The following is a 24,024-nucleotide window of genomic DNA, read 5'->3' as shown; positions in this document are numbered from 1 at the left end:
TCATGAGGTACCGTCACTTCCTTCGTCCCTCATAAAAGAAGTTTACAACCCGAAAGCCTTCTTCCTTCACGCGGCGTTGCTGGGTCAGGCTTGCGCCCATTGCCCAATATTCCCCACTGCTGCCTCCCGTAGGAGTCTGGGCCGTGTCTCAGTCCCAATGTGGCCGGTCAACCTCTCAGTCCGGCTACTGATCGTCGCCTTGGTAGGCCGTTACCCTACCAACTAGCTAATCAGACGCGAGGCCATCTCAGAGCGATAAATCTTTGGCAGTCAGAGCCATGCGACCCAACTGCATCATGCGGTATTAGCACAAATTTCTCTGTGTTATTCCCCTCTCCAAGGCAGGTTCCTCACGCGTTACTCACCCGTCCGCCACTAAGGATTCCTATCCGTTGTCCGAAAACTCCGTCAAGGGTCCTCCGTTCGACTTGCATGTGTTAAGCACGCCGCCAGCGTTCATCCTGAGCCAGGATCAAACTCTCAATAAAATGGTATCTAAACAGCGGCTTTCACCGCTATTCAAATCAATTCATTGATCGCTAATCGTTAGCTTCAAAGAAATAAAACGTTGCCCCACAAAGCCTTAAGCTTCATGGACAACTTCTACTTGTCCGTTTTGGTGCTTCGTGTTTCTTACTTACGTTGTTTAATTTACAAGGTGCACACCGCTTCTGCGGGGTAAGCTGTATTTTATCACAGCTTCGACGCTTTGTCAAGAAATTTTTTCCGTTTTTTTCAAACTTTTTTCATTTCCTGACCTCTTGTCGGCCCGTGTCTCGCGACAGCTTTGATAGAATACCACGCCTCCCCTGGAATGTCAACCCTTATTTTTCATTTTCTTTCTCTTTTTTTGAACCGCCTCCATTTCTTCCAAACAGCCTCTTATTGATGCTCCCCATTCCCTTGGGAATGACAGCACGCCTGCGCCACGTCAAAAACACAGTGCAAGCCTTCCGATAGCATACCGTTAAAAATATAATGCAGATAATTCAAATCGTGGTCATGTTTTGGAAAGGTAAAAATACGTAAATTCGACTTCCCCGCTCGATGAAAATCATCGTGGATATGATGGATCTCGGTAATTGGGACATTGGCATCATCCTCCCCCTGGAAAATATAAATCGGTACAGATAGTCTGCTCAGCATTGCAGATACGTTAGGCAAAGCAAAATGTTCCTTACACCACTTGGATGTAATTTGAACCGGATAGTTTTCCCTTAACCAAGTATCATCGTTTCTCTCGATCGCTTCAAAGACCTCTCTTTTATATTCTGCCAGTTGCAGTGCAAAATCACGCTGTGTCAGTTTTCCGTCTCCGTCTATGTCCAAGGCTTCAAAGGGTATGTCCTGAAACAGTGTTGGACGAACGTTATATTTATCACGGACAAAATCCTCCTTCTCTATAAATCCCTTTTCCCTGCAGTCAAAATACTTGCACATGTTAACCATGGAACTTCCGCCACTTAATTGCCAGTTCAAGGTATCCCTCATATTTCCATAGGAAAACCCTGCAAGCAGCAGCCCCGCAATATCATCACACTGAACCGCCGCAAATGGGGCCAGCGTGGCGCCTTCGCTGATCCCCATAAGCAGTATTTTTGCATATCTGAACTGCGGCAGTGCTTTTACATAGTTTTTCACCGTGATAATATCTTGAATCGAAGTTGCTGGACAATAGGTTTCATACCCCGCCCTGTCAATGGCCACGAAGTCGGGGGGATGATTTGACACAGCGCACCCCCTTGTGTTCCAGCGGCAGAAGGCAAGGCTTCGCCTGCAAAATTCATCCGCAAACAAATCAAAATAGTTAAAATGTTTTCCCTCAATTTCTCTGGGATTATCGTAAGTATTTGGGCCGCTGCCATGGCAAAAGATCACTATACCGTCACTCTTTCCAGGATAATCTATTTTAACTTCAAGTTTATAGTTGTCATGCGCTTTTACTTGTGCTATGTAAGTTTGCCTCATGTGGTTCCTCTCCCAAAAAGAAAAACAAAAATTCACCATTATGTCATATATGGTCTATGATTTTATTATAACAGTACCGGATTGGCCATTCAATGAAATTGCAAGAGGAGCAGCCGTGTAGGTCTCCCCGTTCCATAGGGCACATGGCGAAGGTTCTTTCCCTCCCGATGAGAAAGGTTTGCGTTCTCCCAAGATCTATGGTATTTTTAATAGGAAAAGGAAACCCAGTTTCCCCACCGCATACCAAGAGGGAGGTTCCCCATGCCCATCAAAATTCCCAACTCTTTGCCCGCCCGCGCCACTTTGGAGGGCGAGAATATTTTTGTCATGACGGAGTACCGGGCCATCCACCAGGATATCCGTCCCCTCAAGCTGTTGATCCTGAACCTGATGCCCACCAAAATTGCCACAGAAACCCAGCTGCTGCGGAAATTTTCCAACACACCCCTTCAGATCCAAGTGGAGCTGCTGCAAACCGTCAGCCACAGTGCCCAGAATGTAGATCGGAGCCACCTGGAGTCCTTTTACACCTCGTTTGACCAAATTAAGAACAAATTCTATGACGGGCTGGTGATCACCGGCGCGCCTGTGGAAAACATGGACTTTGAAGCCGTGGATTACTGGGCGGAGCTGTGCCAAATCATGGACTGGTCCAAAACCCATGTGCATTCCACGCTGCACATCTGCTGGGGCGCCCAGGCCGGTCTCTATTACCACTACGGGATCCCCAAATACGTTCTCCCCCAGAAGGTTTTTGGCGTGTTTGACCACCAGGTGCTCAAACCCTCCTCCCCCCTCTTCCGCGGGTTTGATGACCGTTTCTATGCCCCTCACTCCCGCCACACCGAAGTGCTGGAAGAGGATATCCGAAAAATCCCCTCCTTAGAGGTCCTGGCTGTTTCAGAAGAGGTGGGAGTTTTCGCAGTGAAAACAGAAAACAGCCGCCAATTTTTCCTGTTGGGACACCTGGAGTACGACCGGGATACCCTGGCCCAGGAATATCAGCGGGATGTTGACCGCGGCCTGACCATTCAAGTCCCCCGCCACTACTTCCCCGGGGACGACCCCACCAAGCCCCCCGTGGTTCGGTGGCGTTCTGCCGGGCAGCTGATCTACACCAACTGGCTCAACTATTACGTCTACCAGACCACGCCCTATGATTTATCCGCCCTGGACCGCGAATGACAGTTCCCGCAGACGCCTGAATGCGCCTTATTTTTTAGAAAATTTTTATATTTTCTCTTGACAACCTCCTATTTTTCTTGTATTATTTAGACAGAGAGAAGGAAAGATGCTTTCCAAACTCTCCGGAAGATTCCTCCCAGATGAATCAAAGAAAGGATCGGTGAGTCCCATGGGCGATGCAGTTTCCTTTCAGAGAGCATGGGCACCCCTTCATTGAGGCAAGTAGCAACGGGATATTTCCTACATGGGTTCTGTCCTCGTTCCTTGTAACCAGCAAAGGCTGTTTGGGCGGTTGTCCCTGTGATCTCTGATCTATGACCCCCAGAATGTTTCGCAAGTGCGGTAATTCTTCCTGCTCAATTGAATATAGAACCTTTTAAGTTTGCAAAGAAAGCGCATGTTCGACAGTGTGATTGTGTGATGTGAGAGAGCTACGCAAGCATCCCCTGTTTGGGTTTCCTTGGATGACCTGGGTGTGATAAGCTACGTTGTTCTTCCTTCGTTCCTCTGAGGAGAGGAGCAGTGATTTCAGCACACCCTGTACGATCAAGTGGCGTAGACGTGTCGAACTTATTCCAGAGGGTATTCCGAGTGGAATACCCTCTGTTTTTTTACTTCTGCCGCCATCCCTTACAAGAAAACAACAAATCAATAACAGTTTAGGAAAAATGCCGTAACCTTTATTATGTTTTTATTAAAACCATTGACAAAAACCTTTGCTTCCTATATAGTTTGCACGACTCAATGACAGAGCGTGTCATCTTAGAAAGCGAGGTTTTTATGACAGACACAAAGAAAAACACCCTCACCATACTGGCCGTCGTCTTGACAATCGCTGTGATTTTCAGTGCCTGCACCAGTATTTTCACCGCCAAAGCGGTGTATGATCTCCGGGCGGAAGCCAAAGCACAGACGGAAACCCAAGAGGATGGGGTTGTCATTCTGGACCAGTATGAAATTGTCTCCACCCTGCCCATCTCTGAGGCTTATCGTTCGGGCAACACCAACGGATTAAGCGCGAAGGACAAGGAGACCTTGGAACTGGCCTCCGCTGTGCTGAAAGAAATCATCACAGAAGATATGACGCCCTATGAGAAAGAAAAAGCGGTATATGATTGGATGGCCAAGGAATTGAGCTATGACACCGGCGCCCTTCAAGTCGTCCCGCAGACCTCCGCTGACTGCGACAACCCGTACGGGACCCTGAAATACCACAACGCAGTCTGCGTGGGATATGCCACAACCTTCCGTCTGTTCATGCAGATGCTGGATATTCCCTGTATGGTGGTCCACAACACAGAGCGCTATCACTCCTGGAATCTGGTTCAGATCGAAGGCAACTGGTATCACGTGGACATCTACTCCGACCAAGGGGTGGGGAGCTACGCCAATTTCAACATGAATGACGAGCTGGCCGCTGTCAGCCATGACTGGGACCGGGACTTCTTCCCCGCCGCCACTTCCCTGGAGTACAACTATGCTTATCAGAATAGAGTCTCCGTAAAAGACATCTATCAGATTCCCGCCATGATTCGGCAGGCGATGGAGGAAAAACAGGGCGGTCTCTTCCTGGACTTCCCCTCTTTGGATGAAAACGGCGCCCAGATCGTTGAGGCCATGATCAGCGGCGTGGAAACCGCCCTTGCAGAGTCCCCCGAGGGCCCCGCTCTCTGGATGCACTGGAGTTGGATGCCGATTTCAGGCAGTGGGTATGTCTTGGGACTCTCTATCGAAGGTTACGACGCGGAGGAAGCCCCAGAGGCCACGATTTCCGAGGAGGACCAGCAAAAGGTGGAGCAAGCCGTCAATGACGCCTTTGGAGCCAACCTGGATTGGGAAAGCATCCAGGCGGGCATGGACGATGGCGGTGGAAGCGGCGAGTCATCTGAATTCCTCACCGACAGCGCGGAGGAACTGCTCCCATGAGAAACAGAATCCGATTGCTTGTCATCGCTCTGCTCGCAGTCCTTTCTCTGGCCGCCTGCGGCAACGAGGGCAGCGGCACCGCCACCGTCAACATGAAGCAGCTCCAACAGGCCATGCTGGCCGCCGCGCCCTCCCTGTCGGAGACCGCCTCTACAACAGGGGACGCCGCCGACGCCAAAGAGACCTTTTCCTATGTCTCCGACCTTCCCTACGACAAGGTGGAAAACTTCCTCCTGTCTTACTCCACCACCGGCAAGGCCGACGAGATTGCCGTCATCGCGGTAAAAGATTCCGCGGATGTGACCAAGGCCGCCGACTCCCTCCGGGCCCATGTGGAAAGCCGCCGAAAGCTCTTCCTGCAATATGGTCCCGCCGAAGCTGCCCGGGTGGAAAAAGCCCAGGTTTTTACCAAGGATCAATATGCCGTTTTGATCATTTGCGACGATAGTCCGACTGTCAAAACCGCATTTGATGATTTCCTCCCTTCCTCGGACACTGGTTCCGACTAAAAAACCCTCCGGGGCAGCGCGGCTGCCCCGGAGGGTTTTTTCTGTCAGTCCGGTCGCTGCCACCGGCTCTGGTCGAAAAAAATCACAGACCTTCCCCCCGCCTCCCGATGCTGGCTCCGGCATACCCCCGAGCCATAGGGTCCAGGACGGGCGGAGGGTGCTTGTTGCAGATGGTCTAAATGCCGCAGATGGAGTCCCACCTGCTTTTTGCGCAGCGGCCCAGGGGTGTGGCTGGCCAAATACCGGTCAAAGGGCATTGCCTCTGCCGCCGCCAACGTACGCCGCAGCTGGGAAAATGATCCCGCCTCCGGCCCCAGCATCAGCAGCGTTGGGTTGAGGGCATCCCCTGCCAGGAGGAGCCGCTCCCTCTCCAGAAGCAGACCCACGGAACCCCTGGTATGCCCCGCCAGAGAGACCACCTGCGCCTCCCGTCCCCCCAGATCAAACCGCTGCCCCGGCTCCAGGGGACGAGCCGACCAATCTCTCCCTGTCAATCTGGCCTGGGCAGCCAGCAGCGGCCAGTCCGCCGGATGGGCATAGACCAAGGGGAAGCGAAAATTCCCCCCAATGTGGTCGCTGTGGCCATGGCTGTTGCACACTATACAGGGTGTGGACACCTGCGCGGCCACCCAGGCCGACAGGTCCTGTTTCCCCTGTCCGGTGTCCCAGAGGATGGCCAGCCGCTCCCCCTGTACCAAGGTGCAGTAAACCCGATAGTCCTCCTCCCAGTGCCAGATCCCCGGCTCGATCTCCCTTCCATTCACAGGGTAATCCGATTCACTCCAGCCGCAGGCCTTCCGCCGCGCCGAAGAGCATTTCGCTGAAGGTGGGGTGGGGATGGATAACCGCGGACAGGTCGTCGGCGGTGAGGCCCTTCTGAATGGCCAGGGTCAGTTCGCCCACCATGTCCGTGGCCCGGGGGCAGACCAGCTGCGCCCCCAAGATCCGTCCGCTGGCCCCGTCGGTGACCAGCTTGACATATCCGCTCTCTGTCCCTTCAATGAGGCACTTGCCATTGGCGCCGGTGAGATACTTTCCGGTCTTTACCGGGATCCCCGCCGCCTTGGCTCCCTCTTCCGTCAGCCCCACCGAGGCAATTTCCGGTTCTGTGTAGACGCAGCTGGGCACCACGGACAGATCCAGGGGCGGATTTTTGCCGGCAATGACCGCCACCACATTCTCCCCTTGGGCGCTGGCCACATGGGCCAGCTGAATATTTTTGGCCTTGGCATCCCCGATGACATAGACATGGGGAACACTGGTGCGGCCCATGTCATCTCCTACCACAGCCCCCCGGTCCAGTTCCAAGGAGAAATCTGGGCCAAAGAGGCCGTCCAGGTTGGCCTTTCGTCCGGCGGCGGCCAGAACCCCTTGGGCTGTCACGGTGTGCTCGGCCCCCTTCTTATCTGTATAGGTAACCGTCATCTCTCCAGGGATTCCCGTGATCTTCTGGACGCTGGCCTTGGCCTCCACCTTGACCCCCTTCTTTTTCAGAATCATGGTCAGGCGCTGGGCAATCTCCCGGTCCATAAAGGGCAGGATGTGGTCTGCCGCCTCCAGCACGGTGACTTCGCAGCCCAGGCAGTGGTAAATGGAGGCGCACTCCACCCCCACCACACCGCCGCCGATGATGACCAGGGAGGAAACCTCCCGCCCGCCCCCTTCCAGCAGATCCCTGCTGTTGTAGACCCCCGGCAGATCTATGCCGGGAATGGGGGGATAGGAGACCTTGGACCCGGTGGCGATGACAATATCCTCAGCCTCATAGGTCTCCCCATGGCAGGCAATCACGCCGGCCCGCTGGATGCAGGCCGAGCCGCTGACCACGGTGATCTTATTGGCCTTCATCAGCTTCTCCACCCCTTGCCGGAGGGTCTCCACCACCTGGTCCTTCCGCCGGTGCATGGCGGCAAAGTCATAGGATACCCCCTGGGTCTGGATGCCCAGGGTCTGGGCATGCTCCAGGGCCGCATAGGTCTCCGCGCTGTGGAGCAGGGCCTTGGTGGGCATGCAGCCCCGGTTCAGGCAGGTGCCTCCCAGGTGATCCTGCTCAAACAGGACCACCTGCATCCCCGCTTTCGCGGCTTTCTCCGCGGCGGTGTACCCACCGGGGCCGCCGCCGATGATCGCAATGTCGTACTTCATGTTATGCCTCCTCCATGAGCAGTGTCAGGATGTCTTCCACCAGTGTCCTTTCGGCCCCCTTTAGGGCCATGAGCCGCGCCCGAACCGCCGCCGGCTGCCGGGGGCAGCCCTGAAGCGCGCCGGGGACTTGGCTTAAAAAGTCCGCCTCCAGCCCGTCCGACCAGAGAGCCGCCTGGGTGATACTCCCCTCCGCCTGGCTGTAATCCAGGCGCAGCAGTCCCCAGGTAAACCGGGCCTCCCGGCTCACCGCCAGGGGGCGGCTGTCTCCATAGACCCAGGCCGGGTCGGCAAACCGGGCTCGTCCCCGGGCCAGGGCCTGGGCGTCCAGCTGATCGGTCCGAAGGGGATGGACCGGCAGACCATACACTCTGCCGAAGGCCTCCACCAGCGCCTGGCGCAGCTGGGCAACGGTGAGCTCCGGCCGGAACTGGGTCAGGTTCACCACCCGGGCGCGCACCGACTTCACCCCTTTGGCCTCCAGCTTCAAGGGGGACACCTGCAGATAGGCTGCCAGAGGGGACAGGTCCACCGACACCATCAGCGTGCCGTGGTGGTAGCACTGCTCTCCAGTTTGATAGTACGCGTGGCCGGAGAACTTCCCCCCTGCCGCCGTCAGGTCATTTCTTCCGTTCTTCTCCGCCGGAATCCCCAGGGCCCGCACCGCCTGGAGAATGGTCTCCGTCTGCCTGGCCACGTCGTAGTCCCGCCGGACGGTGAGAAAGGTAAAGTTCAAATTTCCCAGGTCGTGGTAGACCGCCCCACCACCGGACAGACGGCGGACAAGATGTCCGCCGTCTGCTTCCAGTGCTTGAATCCGGCACTCGTTGGATGCGTGCTGATTGCGCCCGATCACCACGGTGCGCTGGTTTTGCCACAGGTACAGGATACACTCCCCCGGCTGTACCCGCTCCAGGAGATAGGCCTCCAGGGCCAGATTTTCATAGGGATCTGTGCCCTCTGCGGCAATGGCATATAAACGGCGCAGCATGTCGGTCTCTCCCTGCCCCCGTTATTCCCCAAAGGAATACCGAAGGATGGGAGACCGTGCCGCTGTCACCTCGTCGGGCCGTCCCACCGGGCAGCAGCGGGGGGCCTGGTGAAGGCTCTCCGGGTCCGCCTTGGCCTCAGCCAGGATATCCAGGAAGACCTGGGCCGCCTGGTCCAGGGTCTCGGGGCTCTCGGTCTCCGTGGGCTCCACCATGAGGGCCTCATGGACAATGAGGGGGAAATACATGGTGGGGGGATGGATGCCGAAGTCCAGCAACCGCTTAGCCACATCCATGGCGGTGACCCCTGTGTCGTGGGCCAGCCCCTGGAGGGTCATGACGAACTCGTGCATACAGCGGGTGTTGTAGGACATGTCATAGTGGTCCATGAGCTGCTTCATCAAATAGTTGGCGTTGAGTACCGCCCCGGCGGAGGCTGCGGGGATGCCCTCCTTACCCAAGGTCAAAAGATAGCTCAGGGCCTTCACCACCACCAGGAAGTTGCCATAAAAGCTGCGCACCTGGCCCATGGTCTGCTCCGGCGTGAACAGGGAATAGACGCCGTCGGCCTCCTTCACCCGCGGGGTGGGCAGGAAGGGCTCCAGCATGGCCTTGCAGCCCACCGGGCCGCTGCCCGGGCCGCCGCCGCCATGGGGCGTGGAGAAGGTTTTGTGCAGGTTCAGGTGGACACAGTCAAATCCCATGTCCCCGGGGCGCACCTGTCCCATCACCGCGTTGAGATTGGCGCCGTCGTAGTAGCACAGGCCGCCGGCGTCGTGGACAATCTGAGTAATCTCCAAAATGTTGGCGTCAAAGAGACCCACCGTATTGGGGTTGGTGAGCATCAGGCCAGCGGTATCCGGTCCCACCGCCTGGCGCAGGGCGTCCAAATCCACTCCGCCCGCCTGGTTGGAGGGAATGGAGACCACCTGGAATCCCGCCATGGTGGCCGAGGCGGGGTTGGTGCCGTGGGCCGCGTCAGGGACGAGAATCTTGGTCCGGGCGGCATCCCCCCGGGACTGGTGGTACTTGCGGATGAGGAGCAGGCCGGTGTACTCCCCATGGGCCCCGGCGGCGGGCTGGAAGGACATGCCGTCCATCCCTGTAATTTCACACAGCAGGCGCTCCGCCGTGGCCAGGACCTCCAGCGCCCCCTGTACCGTCTCCACCGGCTGGAGGGGGTGCAACTGGGTAAACCCGGGCTGGGCCGCCGCCTCTTCGTTGACCCGGGGGTTGTACTTCATGGTGCAGGAGCCCAGAGGATAGAATCCATCGTTGACCCCGTGGGTCTGCTTGGCCAATTCCGTATAGTGCCGGCCCAGGTCCACCTCGGCAATCTCCGGCAGGCGGAGCGGGGCGCCACGCAGCAGGGATGGGTCAAACTGCGTCACCGGCACATCGCAGGGAGGGAGCAGATCATTGCCCCGGCCGGGGCGGCTCCGTTCAAACAGCAGTTTCATTTTCCAAGCACCTCCCCAATGACCGCGATGAGTTGATCCATGTCCGCCTTGGTGTTCAGCTCTGTACAGCACCAGAGGATGCCGCCGTCCACCGGCAGACCGCCCAGAATCCCCCGTTCCTCCAGCTTGGCGCAGAGCAGCGCAGGGTCCATGGGACAATCCGTGCAGAACTCATGGAAGAAGGGTTTTTCCCCGCTGCGCAGGGAGAAGCCCAGCTTGGCCAGTTCCCCCGCCAGATAGTGGGCGTGGGAAGCACAGGTCTCCGCCACCTGCCGCAGGCCCCGGGGGCCCATGGCGGCCAGGTAGACCGAAGCGGTCATGGCGCACAGGGCCTCATTGGAGCAGATGTTGGAGGAGGCCTTCTCCCGGCGGATGTGCTGTTCCCGGGCCTGGAGGGTGAGCACAAAGCACCGGTTGCCCTGGGCGTCGGTGGTCTGGCCCACAATCCGGCCGGGCAGCTTCCGCATCATGGCCTTTTTACAGGTCATAAAGCCCAGATAGGGGCCGCCAAAGGAGAGAGGCATGCCCAGGGGCTGGCCCTCTCCCACGGCGATGTCCACGCCGTACTCCCCCGGGGGTTTCAGCAGGCCCAGGGAGATGGGGTTGACCCCCATAATGACCTTCGCCCCCGCCCCGTGGGCAGCGGAGACAATGGCATCCATATCCTCCAGCACGCCGAAATAGTTGGGGCTTTGGACATAGACCGCGGCGGTATCCCCGGCCAAAACCGCCTGCAAGGCGGCCGGGTCGGTGGCACAGCCGTCCACCGGCAGGATGGTCACCGGGACATCCCGGCTCTCGCAATAGGTCTTAATCACCGCCAGGGTCTGGGGGTCCGCGGCGCCGGAGACCACCACGCTGGTGCGCTTTCTCTCCTGGCACATGAAGATGGCCTCTGCGGCGGCAACCGCACCGTCATAGACCGAGGCGTTGGACACCTCCATCCCGGTGAGTTCACACATCTGTGTTTGGTACTCAAAGATTGACTGAAGAACCCCCTGGCTGATCTCCGCCTGATAGGGCGTATAAGCTGTGAGGAATTCCTCCTTGCTGGTGACGGTTTTCACAATGGACGGGATATAGTGGCGGTATGCCCCGGCCCCCCGGAACACGGACCGAAAGACCCGGTTCTTCTCGGCCAGGGAAGCCATGGTCTGACTGACCTCCCATTCACTCAGGCCCTCGGGCAGGTCCAGATTCTTTACCCGGACCGCCTCCGGCACCACGTCAAAGAGCTCTTCCACAGAGGTCAGGCCGATGGCCTGGAGCATGGCTTGCCGCTCTTCCCCTGTGGCGGGAATGTAGCTGCCCATCTTACGCCTCCTCTGCGGCCACAACCGCTTCATATCCCTCCGCGTCCAGCAGCTCCTCCGTGTCGCTGACCTGGGATACCTTGATGAGCCAGGCCTCATAAGGGGCCTCGTTCACCTGGGCGGGATCGTCCAGCAGCGCCTCGTTCACCGCAGTCACCGTGCCGGTGACGGGGGAGAACACGTCGGAGACCGCCTTGACCGACTCCACGTCGGAGAAGGACTCCCCGGCGGTGACGCTGTCTCCCTCCTCGGGGAGGTTGATGAACACGATGTCTCCCAGCGCGCTCTGGGCATAGTCGGTCAGGCCGATGGTGAAGACGCCATCCTCCTCCAGAATCCACTCATGGGACTTGCTGTACTTCAGGTTTGCGGGAATGTTAGACATGATTTTTTCCTCCATTTTGATTGATCTGTATGCGCTATTTTACTATGATTTCCGTTTCCATGGCTCCTCAGCCCTGCAGGTGCTGGTCTCAGCCTCTCTTATAGAAGGGCAGGGGAACAATCTTGGCGCCGATCCGGCGGCCCCGGACCTCCACTTCCAGTTCGGTACCCTCCTTGGCGTGCTTGGCGTCAAGGAGCGCCATAGCCACCGCCTTGCCCAGATAGGGGCAGTGGGTGCCGGAGGTGGTCTGGCCGATCTTCTCCTGGCCTAAGAACACATCCTGGTGCTCCCGGACGATTCCCCGGCCCGTGACCTCCAGGCCCACCCGGACCCGCTGGGGGGCGCCGGCCGCCACAAGGGCATCTTTTCCAATAAATTCCGCCTTCTGCAGCTTCACGCCAAAGTCCAGCCCGGCCTCCAGGGGGGTGACGGTCTCATCCATCTCATGGCCGTACAGGGGCATTGCCGCCTCCAGGCGAAGGGTATCCCGGGCACCCAGGCCGCAGGGAATGAGGCCGAACGCCTCCCCGGCCTCCCGGAGAATCTTCCACAGCTTGGGGGCGTCCTCGTTGGCCGTATAAATCTCATAGCCCAGCTCTCCGGTATAGCCTGTGCGGGAGATCATGCACGGTATCCCCTGTATCTCCACACGGGGCAGGGCGGTGTAGTATCCCTTGGGAATCTGGTCCTCCGGCAGCAGGCTCTTCAGGATAGCCGGGGCCTTGGGCCCCTGTAAGGCCAGCTGGGCCACCGTGTCCGAGATGTCCTCGGCCTTGGTGCCGGGCAGCAGGTTCTGGGCCATGTGGGCATAGTCCTTCTCCCGGTTGGAGGCGTTGACCACCGCCAGATAGGCCTCCTCTCCAAACTTGTAAACCACCAGGTCGTCAATGGTGCCCCCCTGGGCATTGCACATGACGCCGTACCGCACCTTGTTCACGGGCATGCCGCTGTAATCGTTGGTGAGCAAGTGATTCAGCGTGTCCAGGGCCGTGGGGCCGGTGAAGAGAATCTCCCCCATGTGGGAGACGTCGAACAGGCCCGCCTGCTGGCGGACGGCCATGTGCTCTTGGATGACGCCGGTTCCATACTGCACAGGCAGCAGGTAGCCAGCGAAGGGGACCATCTTGCCGCCCTCTGCCACATGGACATCATAGAGTGGGGTTTTTCGTTCCATTGTGTTCGCTCCTTTTCCTTCTCATGTTCCAGTCGCCGTTTTCAAAAAACGGAGGCACTGCATCTGGACCCATGCCAAATACAGTGCCTCCGTAACCTAACCTGAAAGATTCTCCGCCGGGACGGATTGCCTCTTCGGTGCGTCCTTCGCTCTCCGGAGTCTCGTCAAAAACCGGTCCTTTTGCCTGAGAGTTTCCGCTGCCCCTTCGGCTCCGCTTGCACGGCATCTCCCGGTTTCATCATCCGATCCATATCTGATTCCATTCTCAGCTCAGCTCCCCCGTGATCTGCCCAGGGGGCCCAGCTGGTTTTCTGGTTCTATTATAATAACCGCCCCTCCCCCTGTCAACGCATTTTTTCCAGAGAACGGCAAATCCTTCCCCTCTCCTCCCCGCCCCCTGACCGCACAGCGCCCCCTTCGGCGTGTATATTCCGAAGGGGGCGCTGGTTCCTGTCCCGTCACGGCAGCAGGAGCTCTCGCTCAATGCTGTCGTGGACCATTTTCAAGGTGTGCTCACTGTATGGGAGCTCCCCGTTGTCAAACTGAATGGCCGCCCCAAAGATCAGGGAGCGGACCACATAGACCTTCCGCTGGCGGGTTTCCTCATCCAGCTGTTCCTCCTGGCAGTACCGCTGGATCAGCCGCTGGGTGGGGCTGCTGAGTTCCCCCCGCACCCGATGGTAGACGTTGTCAAAGTCCCGGTCCTTCAGGGTGAGGATGGCCCGCAGGTGGGGATTCTCCGCCAAAAACTGAACATAGCCCGTACTCATCTCCACGATCTGCTTCCGGGTGTCCCCTTCATAGGCCGCCAGGAGCTCGGCCTGCCGGGCATGCCACTGGGCGTTGACATCGTCGATGATGGCGGCAATGAACTCCTTCCGGTCCCCAAAGTGCTTATAGGGCGCGCCGCAGGACACCCCGCACAGCTGGGCGATCCGCCGCATGGAAAACCCGGCCACCCCGTAGCGGTTGATCTCCTCCACCCCGGCCTTGATGAGCTCTTCCCTGGTGTTGCGGCGCCTGGCTTTTGGCTGCTCTGCCATCTTCTGTTCCTCCTGCCTGGTGAATTGGGCGGCCAGAAGCTCCCTCAGGTTCTGAGTTCGGTTTTTCGAATCTTCCCGCTGATGGTCTTGGGCATCGCCGCCACGAACTCAACGGTGCGGACCCACTTGTACTCCGCCAGCCTGCTGTTGCAGAACGTCCGAATCTCCCGCTCCAGGGTCTTGCTGGGCTCCCGTTCCGGCACAGGGACCACCACCGCCTTGATGGCCTGGCCCCGGAGGGGATCGGGAATCCCCACCACACTGCACTCCAGCACCGCCGGGTGTTCCATGAGAATGTTTTCCACCTCAAAGGGGCCCACCCGGAACCCGCCCGTCTTGATGATGTCATCAAACCGGCCGTGGAACCAGTAGTACCCCTTCTCATCCTGCCAGGCCGCGTCCCCTGTGTGGTAGACGCCGCCTCTCCAGGCCTGGGCGTAGAGCGCCGGGTCCCCCAGGTACTCGGTGAACAGGCCCACCGGCTTGCCCGTCTCGGGGGGCAGGATGACCACCTCCCCGATCTCTCCCACCGGTGTGGGGGTGCCGTCGGGGTTTTGCAGCTGGATGTGGTAGAGGGGGGAGGGCACCCCCATGGAGCCCTCAAGGGGCTCCCAGCCCTGCAAATTGGCCAACAGCAAGGTGGTCTCCGTCTGCCCGTATCCCTCCATCAGCGGCAGACCGGTGCTCTGGGTGAACCGGCGGAAAATCTCCGGGTGCAGCTGCTCTCCCGCGGTGGCCGCGTGCCGGAGGGTGGGCATGGGCGGGATGCCCTTTTTCACCAGGTACCGGTATACCGTGGGCGGGGCGCAGAAGGAGGTCACCCCGTATTGGTTAATGATCCCCACAAGCCGTTTGGGATCAAAGTTGTCAAAGTCAAAGACCATCACCGCGCTCCCGATGAGCCACTGGCCATAGATCTTTCCCCAGGACGCCTTTCCCCAGCCGGTCTCCGCCACGGTAAAGTGGAGCCCGCCGTCCTGGGCCTGCTGCCAGTGCTTGGCCGTGACAATATGGGCCAGAGGATAGGTAAAGTCATGGACCACCCCTTTGGGCTGTCCCGTTGTCCCGGAGGTAAAGTACATAATCATCGGGTCGGTGGCCAGGGTGGGGAGCCGGTCCAAGGTGTCCTCGGCCTCCTCCATGGCCCGGGTGAGGTTAGAGAAGCCGGGGATATCCTGCTGAACCGTCCACAGCTTACACGCGCCGCCCGCCTGGGCCACGGCGCCGGCTACCCGCGCCGGCACTTGGTCCTGGGGGGTGCAGACGATGGCCTGGACCGGCGCGCAGCGCAGCCGGTAGAGGATATCCTCCTGGGTGAGCATGTGGGTCATGGGAATCAGGACCGCGCCGATCTTGTGCAGCGCCACGGTCACAAACCAGTATTCATAGTGGCGCTTCAGCGCCACCATCACCCGGTCTCCCCGGCGGATGCCCGCCTGGAGAAAAACCTGGGCGGCCTGGCTGCTCCGGCGGCTGATGTCCGCAAAGGTGAACTGCGCCTCTTGGCCCTCGCTGTTGCACCAGACCAGCGCTTTCTGCTGGGGGGCCAGGCGGGCCATGGCGTCTACCACGTCGTAGGCAAAGTTGAAATCCGCCGGGTAGTCCAGCTGGATTTGGGTCAGCCGGCCCTTTTCATCAAAGGTCTCCCGGCAGTAGGTCTCATAAACATGCATCAGGTTACTCCCTTATTTCACCCCTACCAGGGGCTGGGTCTCCAGGGGTTTTGGGCTTCCAAAGGCGCGAAAGCGCGCGTAGCGGCGCTGGAGCAGGTCCTCCTGTCCCATGAGCACGTGAAGCTCCTTTTCCAAACGGTCCGCCAACAGGCCATAAAACGCGGGCTGGCCCAGATCCCGCTCGGGGATGATCTTCTCAATGATCCCCAGCTCCAGCGCGTCCCGGGCGGTGAGCCGCAGCCGCTGGGCCGCCTCATCGGCCTTGCCCGCGTCCTTCCAAAGGATGCTGGCACAACCCTCGGGGGAGATCACGGAATAAACCGCGTTCTCCAGCATCCACACCCGGTCGGCCACCGACAGCGCCAGGGCGCCGCCGCTGCCGCCCTCCCCAATGAGAAGGGTGATCACCGGGGTGTTCAGGCTCATCATGCCCATGAGGTTCTCCGCAATGGCCTGCCCCTGGCCCCGCTCCTCGGCGCCAATGCCGCAGTAGGCCCCGGAGGTATCCACAAAGCAGAGCACCGGGCGGTGAAACTTCTCCGCCTGGCGCATGAGACGAAGGGCCTTTCGATACCCCTCAGGGTGGGGCGCCCCGAAGAAACGGCTCATCCGCTCCTTGGCGCTGTGCCCCTTTTCAATGGCCACGAAGGTCACCGGAATCCCCCGGAAGTGGCCCACGCCCCCCACAATGGCGGCATCGTCGGCATAGCACCGGTCCCCGTGGAGCTCTAAAAAATCCCCGCACAGGTTCTGGATATAGTCCAGCCCCGTGGGCCGTTTGTTGCTCCGGGCCAGCTTAACAATATCATAGGCTTGGGTACTCATAATGCCTCCCCTCTCTGGTGGAGCTTCAGCAGAGAGGACACCACCTGCTGCTGGTCCCGCCGGGGGACAATGGCGTCCACAAAGCCGTGCTTAAGCAGGAATTCCGCAGTTTGGAATCCCTTAGGCAACGCTTTCCGGGTGGTCTGCTCCACCACCCGGGCCCCGGCAAAGCCCACCGTGGCGCCGGGCTCGGCCAGGATGATGTCTCCCTCCATGGCAAAGCTGGCCGTTACCCCGCCGGTGGTGGGGTCGGTGAGCACCGTGCAGTAAAACAGACCGGCGTCGCTGTGGCGCTTCACCGCGCCGCTGGTTTTGGCCATCTGCATAAGGGACAGCAGCCCCTCCTGCATCCGGGCCCCGCCGGAGACGGTATAGCCCACCACCGGCAGGCTGTGCTCGGTGGCGTATTCAAAGAGGCTGGTGATCTTTTCTCCCACCGCCGTGCCCATGCTCCCCATCATAAAGTAGGGCTCCATGATAAACAGACAGCAGGGCGCACCCCCGATCCGGGCGGTGCCGCAGAGGACCGCTTCCTTCTCACTGCTGGCGTCCCGGACCATCTCCAGCTTTTCCCGGTAGCCGGGAAACGACAAAGGGTCCCTCCCCTCCACCTGGGAAAACAGCTCCTGAAAGGAGCCCTTGTCCGCCAGGAACCGAAGGCGCTGCCGCCCTCCCATGCGGAAGTGATAGCCGCAGGCACAGGTGTTCCAGTTGGACCACAGCCGGCTCAGGGGGATGGACTTGTGACAGTTGGGACAGGTCTTCTCCGGCTCGCTGGCGTCCTCTTGGACCAGCGCCGCCGTGCGGCCTCCCTTTTCCAGCTCATTTTTTGGTTTGTGAATAAAATTCAGAAAGGGCAACGGTGTCACCTGCCTTCCATAAAGGTCAAATCATATTGCCCGGTCATAAACCGGGGGTCGCTGACCAGCTCCAGCTGCTCGGCAATGTTGGTTTCAATGCCCTCCACCACCAGCTCACACAGAGCCGCTTTCATCTTTCGCATGGCCTCCTCCCGGGTGCCGGCGTAGACGATGAGCTTGCCCAGCAGCGCGTCATAGTAGGGGGAGACAGAGATGCCGCTGACCAGATAGGTGTCAAAGCGGACAAAGGGGCCGCCGGGCACGTGGAGCATGGAGAGGGTCCCCGGCGTCAGGGCGTTGATCCGGCACTCCACACAGGCCCCGTTGAGGGCGACGTTCTGCTGCTGGAAATTCAGCGGAACCCCTGCGGCGGTGCGGATCTGCCACTTTACCAGGTCCACCTGGGTCAGCATCTCCGTCACCCCGTGCTCCACCTGGAGGCGGAGATTCATCTCCATGAACCAGAACCGTCCGTCCCGGTCCAGGAGGAATTCCAGGGTCCCCACCCCCACATAGCCGATGGCCTTCACCGCCCGGGCGGTGAGCTCCATGAGCTTTTTCCGCTGGGAACGGCTCACCGCCGGAGAGGGGGACTCCTCAATGAGCTTCTGGTGGTGGCGCTGGACCGAGCAGTCCCGCTCCCCCAGGCAGACCACGTTGCCCGCCTCGTCGGCCAGAACCTGTACCTCAATGTGCCGGGCGGGGTGGACATACTTCTCCATGTAAACCGACCCGTCCCCAAAGGAGGCCTCCCCCTCGGCCACCGCCAGGGCATAGGCCTGGGTCATCTCATTGGGGGCGCTCACCAGCCGGATGCCCCGGCCGCCGCCGCCGGCACTGGCCTTGAGCATCACAGGATAGCCGATCTCCGCCGCTGCCGCCAGCGCCGCCTGGGCGCTGGCGAGCACCTGGGTGCCCGGAATGACCTCCAGGCCGTTTCTCCCCATGATCTCCTTCAGCCGGGCTTTGTCGCTGAGCTCCTCCATGCTCTCCGGAGAGGGTCCGATGAACACCAGCCCATTTTTCCGGCAGAGGGCGGCAAAGTGGGCGTTTTCCGACAGGAAGCCATACCCCGGGTGGATGGCCTGGGCCCCGGAGACCAGGGCGGCGGAGACCACCCGCTCCTCGTTGAGGTAGCTCTCCCCGGGGGAAGCGCCGCCCACGCAGTAGCTCTCATCTGCCAGGGCCACGTGGAGGGCGTCCCGGTCCGCCTGGGAGTAGATGGCCACGGTGGCAATGCCCATCTCCTTGCAGGCCCGGATGATCCGGACGGCGATCTCCCCCCGGTTGGCAATCAGGATCTTTGAAAACATACTTCGCGCTCCGTAATCCCAAAGGAGAATTCCGCCTTCACGCAGAGGGTATCCCCCACATACCCCTCTCCCTCGGCAAAATAGAAGGGATGCTTGGCCCGGGTGATGCGGCACTTGGTCTCAAAGAGGTCCCCCGGCAGCACCGGGGCCCGGAACCGCACGTTCTTCATGCTGGTATACATGGGGATGGTGTCCTCGGTGAGGGAATCCTGCATCAAAATCCCCGCCGACTGGGCCAGAATCTCACAGAGAATCACCCCAGGCACCACCGGGGCGTCGGGGAAATGTCCCTGGAGGAACCACTCGTCCCCCTTCACCCGGTACTGTCCATGGGCGATCTCTCCCTCCCGGTCCAGCTGATCCAGCAGGAGCATGCTGTCCCGGTGGGGCAGGATGGTTTTGATCTCATCTCGATTCATCGCGGTCCTCCTTACTGCCCTTTGATGCGGAAGAGGGGACAGCCGAAGTCCACCACCTGCCCGTTCTGGACGCAGACCTCCACGATCTCTCCGTCCAGCTCGGCCATGATCTCATTCATCAGCTTCATCGCTTCCACAATGCACAGGGTCTGTCCCCGTTTCACCCGGTCTCCCACCTTGACAAAGGGTTCCGCGTTCTCTGCCGGGGCCGCGTAAAAGACCCCCACCATGGGAGAGGTGACCTCCGTGGTCCCTTCCTGGGGCGCAGCCGCGGGAACTGGCGGGGCCGGGGGAACCGCCACCGTCTCCCGAGGAAGCACCGGGGCGGCCGGGGTGCGCTCCAGCCGGACCACACAGCCGTTCTCCGTCACTTCCAGGCCGGTCAGGTCCAGCTCCCGCATCAGCTCGGCATACTTTCTAATTTCTGCTTCGTTCATCGTGTCACCTTCCGGAATGCAATGCAGGCGTTGTGGCCGCCAAAGCCCAGGGAGTTGGAGAGAACCAGGTCCACCTCCGTGTGGATCGCCTGGTTGGGCACATAGTTCAGGTCACAGGCCGGGTCGGGGTCCAGGAGGTTGATGGTGGGCGGCAGAACGCCCTCATTCAGGGCCTTCAGACAGGCCAGGGCCTCAATGGCGCCGGCGGCGCCCAGCATGTGGCCGGTCATGGACTTGGTGGAGCTCATGTAGGCCTTCTTGGCCTCCTCCTCTCCCAGGGCCAGCTTCACCACCTGGGTCTCCAGGGAATCGTTCATGGGGGTCCCGGTGCCGTGGGCGTTGATGTACACCCGCTCTCCGGCCTGGTGGCCAGCCTCCTGCAGGGCCAGCTGAATGGCCCGGGCGCCGGCGCTGCCGTCGGGCCGGGGCGCGGTGATGTGGAAGGCGTCACAGGTGGCGCCGTAGCCGCACACCTCGCCGTAGATCTTAGCGCCCCGCTTCACTGCGTGCTCATACTCCTCCAGCACCAGGGCAGCGCCCCCTTCCCCGATGACGAAGCCCCCTCTTCTCTTATCGAAGGGAAGGCAGGCCGCGTTGGGGTCCTCCGAGGTGGACAGGGCCTGCATATTGATAAAGCCGGCCACGCCGCACTCCGTAATGGCCGCCTCAGAACCGCCGGTGATCACCGCGTCGGCATAGCCGTGGCGGATGGCCCGCATGGCCTCACCGATGGCATTGGTGCCGGAGGCGCAGGCGGTCACCGAGGGCATCGCCGCCCCCCGGCAGTTAAAGCGAATGGCGATCATTCCCGCGGCCATGTTGGCAATGAGCATGGGGATAAAGTAGGGGGAGACCCGCTTGGGGCCCCGGGCCAGGAGCTTATTGTGCTCCTCGGTAAAGGTGCGAATGCCGCCGATGCCGGAGCCGAAGTACACCGCCACCCGCTCGGGGGGCAGGGTGCCGATGACGCCGCTCTCCTCCACCGCCTGGCAGGCCGCCGCCACCCCGTACTGGGAAAAGGCGTCGCTGCGCAGTACCTCGGTTTTGTCCATATAGGCCCGGGGGTCAAAGTCCTTCACCTCGGCCGCGATCTTGGTCTTGTAGTCTGTGGTATCAAAAAGAGTGATGGGGCCGATGCCGTGGACGCCGGACTTCAAGCTGTTCCAGCACGCCTCCACCGTGTTGCCCACGGGGCTGATGACCCCCAGGCCGGTTACCACCACTCTGCGCATGGTATTCTCCATTGGTATTGGTCCTCCGTTTAACGGGGAAGGGCCCCAGACCCTTCCCCCCAAAAATGTTACATCGCAATGCCACCATCCACCCGCAGCACCTCACCGGTGATATAGGGCGCGGTGGCCAAAAACGCCACTGCCTCAGCCACTTCCTGGGGCTGGCCCATCCGTCCCAGCGGGATGGCGGCCAGGAGCCCGTTGTCCTGGCCGGACAGGTCTCGGGTCATATCCGTCTCGATAAAGCCCGGGGCCACCGCGTTGCAGGTGATCCCCTTGGGGGCCAGCTCCTTGGCCACGGCCTTGGTCAGGCCGATGAGCCCCGCCTTGGCGGCGGAGTAGTTGGCCTGGCCGGGGTTGCCGATCATCCCGGACACGGAGCTGACATTGACAATGGCGCCGTGCTTCTGCCGCAGGAACATCCCGGCACAGTGCCGGATGCAGTTGAAAGCCCCTTTCAGGTCCACGTCCAGGACCCGGTCAAAGCTCTCCTCCTTCATCATGGCCAGCAGGCCGTCCTGGGTCACCCCGGCGTTGTTCACCAGGATGTCCACGGTGCCAAACTCCTTTTTAATCTGGGCCATCAGGTCCTTCACCGCGGTAAAATCCGCCACGTCGCAGCGGTAGGCCACGGCTTTTCCCGAAAACTCCGCCGCGCACTGGGCGCACAGTTCCTCCGCCAGGGCCTGGCTGCCGGCATAGACCACCGCCACGTTGGCCCCTTGAGAGGCCAGCTTTCTCACAATGGCCGCGCCGATGCCCCGGGAACCACCGGTGACCACCGCCGTCTTTCCTGTCAGCATCCTTTGACCTCCTTCAAGATGGTCTCCAAGTCCGCCTGGGTGGACAGCGCGTAGGTTTTCACGGTTTTGTCGATCTTTTCAATGAGGCCGCACAGGGTCTTGCCCGGCCCCAGCTCCACAAAGGTGTCCGCCCCGGCGGCAATCATATTCCGCACGATGGTCTCCCACCGAACCGGGGAGGCAATCTGCTGGGACAGCAAAGGTTTGGGGTCCCCTTCGTAGACCGCCCCCGTCCGGTTGGAATACAGGGGCATCTCCGGCTGTCCCACCCGGCATTCCTCCAGCACCTGGGCAAAGCCCTGGGCTGCCGTGGCCATGAAGGGCGAGTGAAAGCCCCCCCGCACCTTCAGCGGCAGAGCCCGTCCCCCGGCCGCCTTCACCGCGGCGGAGAAGGGGGCCAGCTGCTCCTTGGCGCAGGCCACGGAGACCTGTCCGGGACAGTTGTAGTTGACCGGATAGACCTGCGCAAATTGGGCGCAGATCTGCTCCACCTCCTCGTTGGACAGCTTCAGCACCGCAGCCATGGCGGTGGGCTGCTCCTCCGCGGCCGCCTGCATCAGTTCCCCCCGGCGGCAGACCAGGTGGAAACCGGTCTCCAGGTCCACTGCCCGGGTGTAGGTCAGGGCTCCAATCTCCCCCAAGGAGAATCCAGCGGCCATGTCCGCCCGCAGCCCCCCCTCTTCCAGGGCGGCGGCGGCGGCCAGCTCCACGGCAAACATGCAGGGCTGGGTGTTCTTGGTCTCTTTCAGTTCCTCATCGGTGCCCCCGAAGCACTGGGCAGAGGTGCCCGGCCGCAGGGCGTCCAGCTTTGCAAAAATCTCTGCGGCCGCCGGGGAGCACTGGGCCAGCTCCTGGCCCATGCCGGGATACTGGGCCCCCTGGCCGGCGAAGACAAAGGCTATTTTACCCATTGTGTGGCTCCTTTCAGCACGGGCTCGGCCCCTTCGATCACCTCTCGGACAATCTCAGCCGCCGGCTGGATTTTGTTCACCATGGCGGCCACCTGGCCGGAGAGGAAGCACCCCTCCTCCAGATCGCCTTCCACCACCGCCTTGCGCAGGGCGCCGCTGCCCAGGGCCTCCAGGGCCTCGTCGTCCATGCCGCCGTACTCGGCTTTGGCATAGTTGCGGGCAAAGTTGGTCCGCAGGCTGCGCACGGGATGCCCCAGGCGCTTGCCGGTGACCATGGTGCACAGGTCGTTGGCCTTCAAAATCCGCTCCTTATAGACCGGATGGATGGAGCACTCCTCGGCGCTGAGGAACCGGGTGCCCATCTGGACCCCGCAGGCCCCCAGCATGAAGGCCGCCGCCACGCCGCGGCCGTCCGCGATGCCGCCGGCGGCGATGACGGGAAGGGTGGTGGCGTCACAAATCTGGGGAACCAAAACCATGGTGGTCAGCTCCCCCACGTGGCCGCCGCTCTCGCCGCCCTCCGCAATGAGGGCGGAGGCCCCCAGGCGGGTCATCAGCTTGGCCATGGCCACCGAGGCCACCACGGGGATCACCCGGATGCCGGCCTCTTTCCACAGGGCCATGTACTTGGTGGGGTTGCCGGCGCCGGTGGTCACCACGGCCACCTTCTCCTCAGCCACCACCTGGGCCACCTCTTCCACAAAGGGGCTCATCAGCATGATGTTCACCCCAAAGGGACGGCTGGTCAGGGACTTGGCCACCTGGATCTGCTCCCGGACCGCGTCTCCCGGGGCGTTGCCTGCGGCAATGATGCCCAGGCCGCCCCCCTCCGACACCGCCGCGGCCAGCTTGCCGTCGGCGATCCAGGCCATGCCCCCCTGGAACACCGGATACTCGATGCCCAGCAGATCACATAACGGCGTGCGAATCATGCCTGCTTGCTCTCAATGAAGGCCACCAGGTCGCCCACGGTCTCCACCTTCTGGTCCAGCTCGATCTCAATGCCCAGCTTGTCCTCCAGGTTCATCAGCAGCTCCACGGTGTCCAGGGAGTCAATGCCCAGGTCCCGGAAATTGCTCTCCATGGTGATCTCGGAGACATCCTTTTCCACGCGCTCTGCTACCAGCTCTGCAATTGCTTCAAATACCATGATAAATGACCTCCATGTGTCGTTTTTTACAAGTTTTTATGTTAGTAATCACTGATTACTTCCGCTATATATACCGCGCCCCATGCCCTTTGTCAATACAATTTCTAAAATTATTCACATTTTGTTCACATTTCAGGGGGAATTCCCCGGGTTTTCCCCTATGGGCCCCGGCGCTTCAAATCTTCTTAATGGTTTTTAAGAAAGACGCAATTCTTTTTAAGAAAACCGCAAGGTTCTCTTAAAACATGAATCACTTTTCTCTGCTACAATAACAGGCAGATTCCCGACGAATTTCTTTTTTTGCCCC

23 protein-coding genes, 1 rRNA gene and 1 riboswitch are annotated in these 24,024 nt (G+C 60.2%); of the genes, 3 read left to right on the top strand and 21 right to left on the bottom strand.

The features are described 5' to 3' along the window. Both DV520_RS08585 and DV520_RS08580 read right to left on the bottom strand, forming a co-directional pair. Positions 1-488, bottom strand: a 16S ribosomal RNA gene (locus tag DV520_RS08585); the annotation flags it as partial. 394 nt (positions 489-882) lie between these two features. Next, entirely contained in the window at positions 883-1,968 is a 1,086-nt protein-coding gene (locus DV520_RS08580) for an alpha/beta hydrolase (RefSeq protein ID WP_165850077.1), read from the bottom strand. A gap of 261 nt (positions 1,969-2,229) precedes the next feature. Here DV520_RS08580 and metA point away from each other — a divergent pair, with 261 nt between their 5' ends. The 3 genes from metA (at position 2,230) to DV520_RS08565 (ending at position 5,588) form a co-directional block, all read left to right on the top strand. Further along, on the top strand, positions 2,230-3,153 hold the full coding sequence (gene metA / locus DV520_RS08575; RefSeq protein WP_021920368.1) for a homoserine O-acetyltransferase MetA: 924 nt from the start codon (positions 2,230-2,232) through the stop codon (positions 3,151-3,153). A gap of 780 nt (positions 3,154-3,933) precedes the next feature. Beyond that, positions 3,934-5,079 (top strand): transglutaminase domain-containing protein, encoded by a 1,146-nt coding sequence (locus DV520_RS08570; protein ID WP_021920367.1) that lies wholly within the window; start codon positions 3,934-3,936, stop codon positions 5,077-5,079. After that, positions 5,076-5,588: a DUF4358 domain-containing protein gene (locus DV520_RS08565; RefSeq protein WP_117142450.1), complete on the top strand. Its 513-nt coding sequence runs from the start codon at positions 5,076-5,078 to the stop codon at positions 5,586-5,588. The genes DV520_RS08570 and DV520_RS08565 overlap by 4 nt, the downstream gene beginning before the upstream one ends. 44 nt (positions 5,589-5,632) lie before the next feature. Here DV520_RS08565 and DV520_RS08560 read toward each other — a convergent pair whose 3' ends face one another. The 19 genes from DV520_RS08560 to DV520_RS08470 form a co-directional block, all read right to left on the bottom strand. Continuing rightward, positions 5,633-6,352: an MBL fold metallo-hydrolase gene (locus DV520_RS08560; protein WP_021920365.1), complete on the bottom strand. Its 720-nt coding sequence runs from the start codon at positions 6,350-6,352 to the stop codon at positions 5,633-5,635. A 13-nt stretch (positions 6,353-6,365) separates the two neighbouring features. Next, on the bottom strand, positions 6,366-7,733 hold the full coding sequence (lpdA, locus tag DV520_RS08555; protein WP_117142448.1) for a dihydrolipoyl dehydrogenase: 1,368 nt from the start codon (positions 7,731-7,733) through the stop codon (positions 6,366-6,368). Position 7,734: 1 nt separating this feature from the next. Then, positions 7,735-8,721, bottom strand: coding sequence for a lipoate--protein ligase (lplA, locus tag DV520_RS08550; RefSeq protein WP_021920363.1), 987 nt, complete (start codon positions 8,719-8,721; stop codon positions 7,735-7,737). Positions 8,722-8,742: 21 nt separating this feature from the next. Next, positions 8,743-10,179 carry an aminomethyl-transferring glycine dehydrogenase subunit GcvPB gene (gcvPB, locus tag DV520_RS08545; RefSeq protein WP_117142447.1) on the bottom strand — a complete coding sequence of 479 codons (1,437 nt, stop codon included), beginning with the start codon at positions 10,177-10,179 and terminating at the stop codon, positions 8,743-8,745. Beyond that, entirely contained in the window at positions 10,176-11,492 is a 1,317-nt protein-coding gene (gene gcvPA, locus DV520_RS08540) for an aminomethyl-transferring glycine dehydrogenase subunit GcvPA (RefSeq protein ID WP_117142446.1), read from the bottom strand. The genes gcvPB and gcvPA overlap by 4 nt, the downstream gene beginning before the upstream one ends. 1 nt (position 11,493) lies before the next feature. Continuing rightward, complete coding sequence (gene gcvH / locus DV520_RS08535; protein WP_117142445.1) at positions 11,494-11,877, bottom strand: glycine cleavage system protein GcvH; 384 nt, start codon at positions 11,875-11,877, stop codon at positions 11,494-11,496. A gap of 88 nt (positions 11,878-11,965) precedes the next feature. Beyond that, entirely contained in the window at positions 11,966-13,051 is a 1,086-nt protein-coding gene (gene gcvT / locus DV520_RS08530) for a glycine cleavage system aminomethyltransferase GcvT (RefSeq protein ID WP_021920359.1), read from the bottom strand. 162 nt (positions 13,052-13,213) lie between these two features. Next, positions 13,214-13,293, bottom strand: a riboswitch (glycine riboswitch). 216 nt (positions 13,294-13,509) lie between these two features. Then, entirely contained in the window at positions 13,510-14,094 is a 585-nt protein-coding gene (locus tag DV520_RS08525) for a TetR/AcrR family transcriptional regulator (protein ID WP_021920358.1), read from the bottom strand. Positions 14,095-14,138: 44 nt separating this feature from the next. Further along, entirely contained in the window at positions 14,139-15,767 is a 1,629-nt protein-coding gene (locus DV520_RS08520) for an AMP-binding protein (RefSeq protein WP_117142444.1), read from the bottom strand. Positions 15,768-15,779: 12 nt separating this feature from the next. Beyond that, positions 15,780-16,592 carry an acetyl-CoA carboxylase carboxyl transferase subunit alpha gene (gene accA / locus DV520_RS08515; RefSeq protein ID WP_021920356.1) on the bottom strand — a complete coding sequence of 271 codons (813 nt, stop codon included), beginning with the start codon at positions 16,590-16,592 and terminating at the stop codon, positions 15,780-15,782. Continuing rightward, on the bottom strand, positions 16,589-17,452 hold the full coding sequence (locus DV520_RS08510) for an acetyl-CoA carboxylase carboxyltransferase subunit beta (RefSeq protein WP_242984673.1): 864 nt from the start codon (positions 17,450-17,452) through the stop codon (positions 16,589-16,591). The genes accA and DV520_RS08510 overlap by 4 nt, the downstream gene beginning before the upstream one ends. 5 nt (positions 17,453-17,457) lie before the next feature. Then, the gene (locus DV520_RS08505) at positions 17,458-18,765 is read right to left on the bottom strand and encodes an acetyl-CoA carboxylase biotin carboxylase subunit (RefSeq protein ID WP_021920354.1); all 1,308 of its coding nucleotides are present in this window, start codon (positions 18,763-18,765) and stop codon (positions 17,458-17,460) included. After that, the gene (locus DV520_RS08500; protein ID WP_021920353.1) at positions 18,747-19,184 is read right to left on the bottom strand and encodes a 3-hydroxyacyl-ACP dehydratase FabZ family protein; all 438 of its coding nucleotides are present in this window, start codon (positions 19,182-19,184) and stop codon (positions 18,747-18,749) included. The genes DV520_RS08505 and DV520_RS08500 overlap by 19 nt, the downstream gene beginning before the upstream one ends. A gap of 11 nt (positions 19,185-19,195) precedes the next feature. After that, entirely contained in the window at positions 19,196-19,621 is a 426-nt protein-coding gene (gene accB / locus DV520_RS08495) for an acetyl-CoA carboxylase biotin carboxyl carrier protein (RefSeq protein ID WP_021920352.1), read from the bottom strand. Further along, positions 19,618-20,865, bottom strand: a complete 1,248-nt coding sequence (gene fabF / locus DV520_RS08490) for a beta-ketoacyl-ACP synthase II (RefSeq protein ID WP_242984672.1) — start codon at positions 20,863-20,865, stop codon at positions 19,618-19,620. Before fabF ends, accB begins: the two co-directional genes overlap by 4 nt. A gap of 56 nt (positions 20,866-20,921) precedes the next feature. After that, positions 20,922-21,656, bottom strand: a complete 735-nt coding sequence (fabG, locus tag DV520_RS08485; RefSeq protein WP_117142443.1) for a 3-oxoacyl-[acyl-carrier-protein] reductase — start codon at positions 21,654-21,656, stop codon at positions 20,922-20,924. Continuing rightward, a complete protein-coding gene (locus DV520_RS08480) occupies positions 21,650-22,567 on the bottom strand; it encodes an ACP S-malonyltransferase (protein WP_117142442.1) in 918 nt (305 codons plus the stop codon). Before DV520_RS08480 ends, fabG begins: the two co-directional genes overlap by 7 nt. Further along, positions 22,555-23,499: an enoyl-[acyl-carrier-protein] reductase FabK gene (gene fabK, locus DV520_RS08475; protein WP_021920348.1), complete on the bottom strand. Its 945-nt coding sequence runs from the start codon at positions 23,497-23,499 to the stop codon at positions 22,555-22,557. Before fabK ends, DV520_RS08480 begins: the two co-directional genes overlap by 13 nt. Then, positions 23,496-23,717 (bottom strand): acyl carrier protein, encoded by a 222-nt coding sequence (locus DV520_RS08470; protein WP_021920347.1) that lies wholly within the window; start codon positions 23,715-23,717, stop codon positions 23,496-23,498. Before DV520_RS08470 ends, fabK begins: the two co-directional genes overlap by 4 nt. Positions 23,718-24,024 lie beyond the last annotated feature (307 nt).

Source organism: Evtepia gabavorous, assembly GCF_003425665.1.
GTDB lineage: Bacteria > Bacillota > Clostridia > Oscillospirales > Oscillospiraceae > Evtepia > Evtepia gabavorous.
Note: the sequence above shows the minus strand (reverse complement) of the source record. Positions and strands in the feature narration are given on the sequence as shown.